This window comes from Dissulfurispira sp. (genome assembly GCF_036745535.1).
Taxonomy (GTDB): Bacteria; Nitrospirota; Thermodesulfovibrionia; order Thermodesulfovibrionales; family Dissulfurispiraceae; genus Dissulfurispira.
Window position 1 is genome coordinate 14,084 of sequence record NZ_DAIOFX010000046.1, and the last position, 1,992, is coordinate 16,075.

Sequence of the window (1,992 nt, forward strand, 5' to 3'; positions counted from 1 at the left end):
AGGAGCATGCCAGCCATCTGCATGTTTAACAGGAAAACGCCTTTATCGAGAATGTCCTGTCCTGCAAGTCCTATGGATTTAAGGCTCTGAACTCGAACAATGCTGAAGAGTATGAGGTCATAAATATCGACAAAATATCCGAGGGCAGCAACTATAACAGGAACAGAAAGCAGATCCCTGCTGAAGCTCACCCTTTCTTCAGGCAATGCGGAAATTTCAAAATCCTTCATATGCTATCCTCTAAAAAAGGAGGACAAGGTATTAGAGCGGACTTAGGCAGCCCAAGCGTGACATGGATGTCTAAGCGGGCTGGCTCAGCCTCGCAGAAAGGCTGGATGCCTTTCGAGAATGAGCGATAATGCCTTGTCCTCCTTTTATCCTTCAAGAGATTTATCATAAAGCTCTTTTTTGCTGAGACCGTAAGCCTCCGCAACAATCTTTACCGCCTCTTTCCTCCCCTTTCCCTTTCTCATGAGCGCCCTGATCTCATCGAGAGCGATATCTATCTGGACATTCTCTCTCTTCATTCCCTCGACTATTATTACATATTCCCCTGCAATAGTCCTGTTTTCAAGGGAATCGAGGATTTCGGATATGGTTCCTCGCAATATCTCCTCGTGCATCTTCGTGATTTCCTTTGCAAGCACTGCATTTCTTTCCGCAAATATCTCTTTCATATCCGAAAGCGTGTCCAATATCCTATGAAGCGCTTCATAAAATATTAGGGTTCTCGGCTCAAGCGCAAGCTCATTTAACCTTTTCTGTCTCTGTGCAGTCTTTGGAGGCAGAAAGCCTATAAATGTGAACTCCTCTGTTGAAAGCCCTGATGCAGAAAGGGCTGCGATGGCTGCAGACGGCCCAGGGATCGGCACAACATCTATTCCTTCATCTATCGCCCTTTTTATAAGCACCGCACCCGGGTCTGATATGCCGGGAGTCCCTGCATCCGAGATAATGGCAATAGATAATCCTGAGCGCAGCTTTTCTATCATCTCTTCTGACCTGACCTTCTCTTTTTCAGACCAATAACTGATCATGGGCTTTGTTATGCCGTAATGGTTGAGGAGCTTGCGGGAGTGCCTCGTGTCCTCAGCGGCAATAACATCAACCTCTTTTAAGACCCTTATCGCCCTTAGGGTTATGTCCTCAAGGTTTCCAATTGGAGTCGAGACAATGTATAGCTTTCCGTAAGGCATTCATCATAAGCCGTAAAGGGGACAAAGTCCCCCTTACGAAATCCCCCTTTTATAACTTCCTGTCACTGCTTGATTTTCTATTATTTCCTATGGATTAAAGGCACTTATTTGGTAAAAGTGCCTTTAAAACAGACAAGCCATTTGATATGTGCCTTTTCCTCATTAATAATATTTTCTACAATCTCTTTTTCTTTCACTGCATCCTTTATCCCGTGGAAATAAAGCAGTGTCTCTTTTTCAAAACCGATCGCAAAATCCACTGCATCGTTCGCTGTTTTTATATTTTCCATGGATGGAAGTGATTTGTTTTTGCCAAGAAAGAATTCCGATTCCACAACTGCCCTCATATACTGGGATATATCTTCCCATCCCTCGGGCTCGTTGTCTCCGAGAAGTCCTAAAAGTTCCGAGAATGTCTTTTCGTGATTCAACTCTTTTTCCGCAAGGGTCGTGAAGAGCTTATACAGGTCTTCATTTTCTTTCCTGAATTTCTCCGCCATCGTGGTATAAAACTGATAGCCCAGCTTCTCTGTCTGAACTGCCTGCCCGACAACCTCTCTGATCGAAAATTTCTCCATAATAATCCTCCTGTTTATTTAGACCTAAACTGAGCGAATCTAATCTTAGAATTATATGTCAGGTGCTGCGAAAAGACTTTAAACCACGCACTGCTAAATTCATTTATCTTGTATCCGTCATCTACTACATTGGATACTTGATGGATGATGCATTTATTATCTCTCATATACACTTGAACCAACACTTTTTAAAGTCTTTGGGCCGTGCCTGACATATA

The 1,992-nt window shown here is 43.4% G+C and carries 2 protein-coding genes and 1 pseudogene; all 3 read right to left on the reverse strand.

Translation table 11 applies throughout. The annotated features are described in order from the left end of the window. Positions 1 to 230, reverse strand: a pseudogene (locus V7L97_RS08520) (MFS transporter); the annotation flags it as partial. Positions 231 to 374: 144 nt separating this feature from the next. Next, positions 375 to 1,196 carry a 16S rRNA (cytidine(1402)-2'-O)-methyltransferase gene (gene rsmI / locus V7L97_RS08525; RefSeq protein WP_333655065.1) on the reverse strand — a complete coding sequence of 274 codons (822 nt, stop codon included), beginning with the start codon at positions 1,194 to 1,196 and terminating at the stop codon, positions 375 to 377. Between the two features lie 104 nt (positions 1,197 to 1,300). Continuing rightward, positions 1,301 to 1,774, reverse strand: a complete 474-nt coding sequence (locus V7L97_RS08530; RefSeq protein WP_333655066.1) for a ferritin family protein — start codon at positions 1,772 to 1,774, stop codon at positions 1,301 to 1,303. Positions 1,775 to 1,992: the final 218 nt, after the last annotated feature.

Bases quoted from the DNA above. Each gene is read 5' to 3' on its own strand.
- rsmI (WP_333655065.1), bottom strand. From the start codon at position 1,196: ATGCCTTACGGAAAGCTATACATTGTCTCGACTCCAATTGGAAACCTT.
- V7L97_RS08530 (WP_333655066.1), bottom strand. From the start codon at position 1,774: ATGGAGAAATTTTCGATCAGAGAGGTTGTCGGGCAGGCAGTTCAGACA.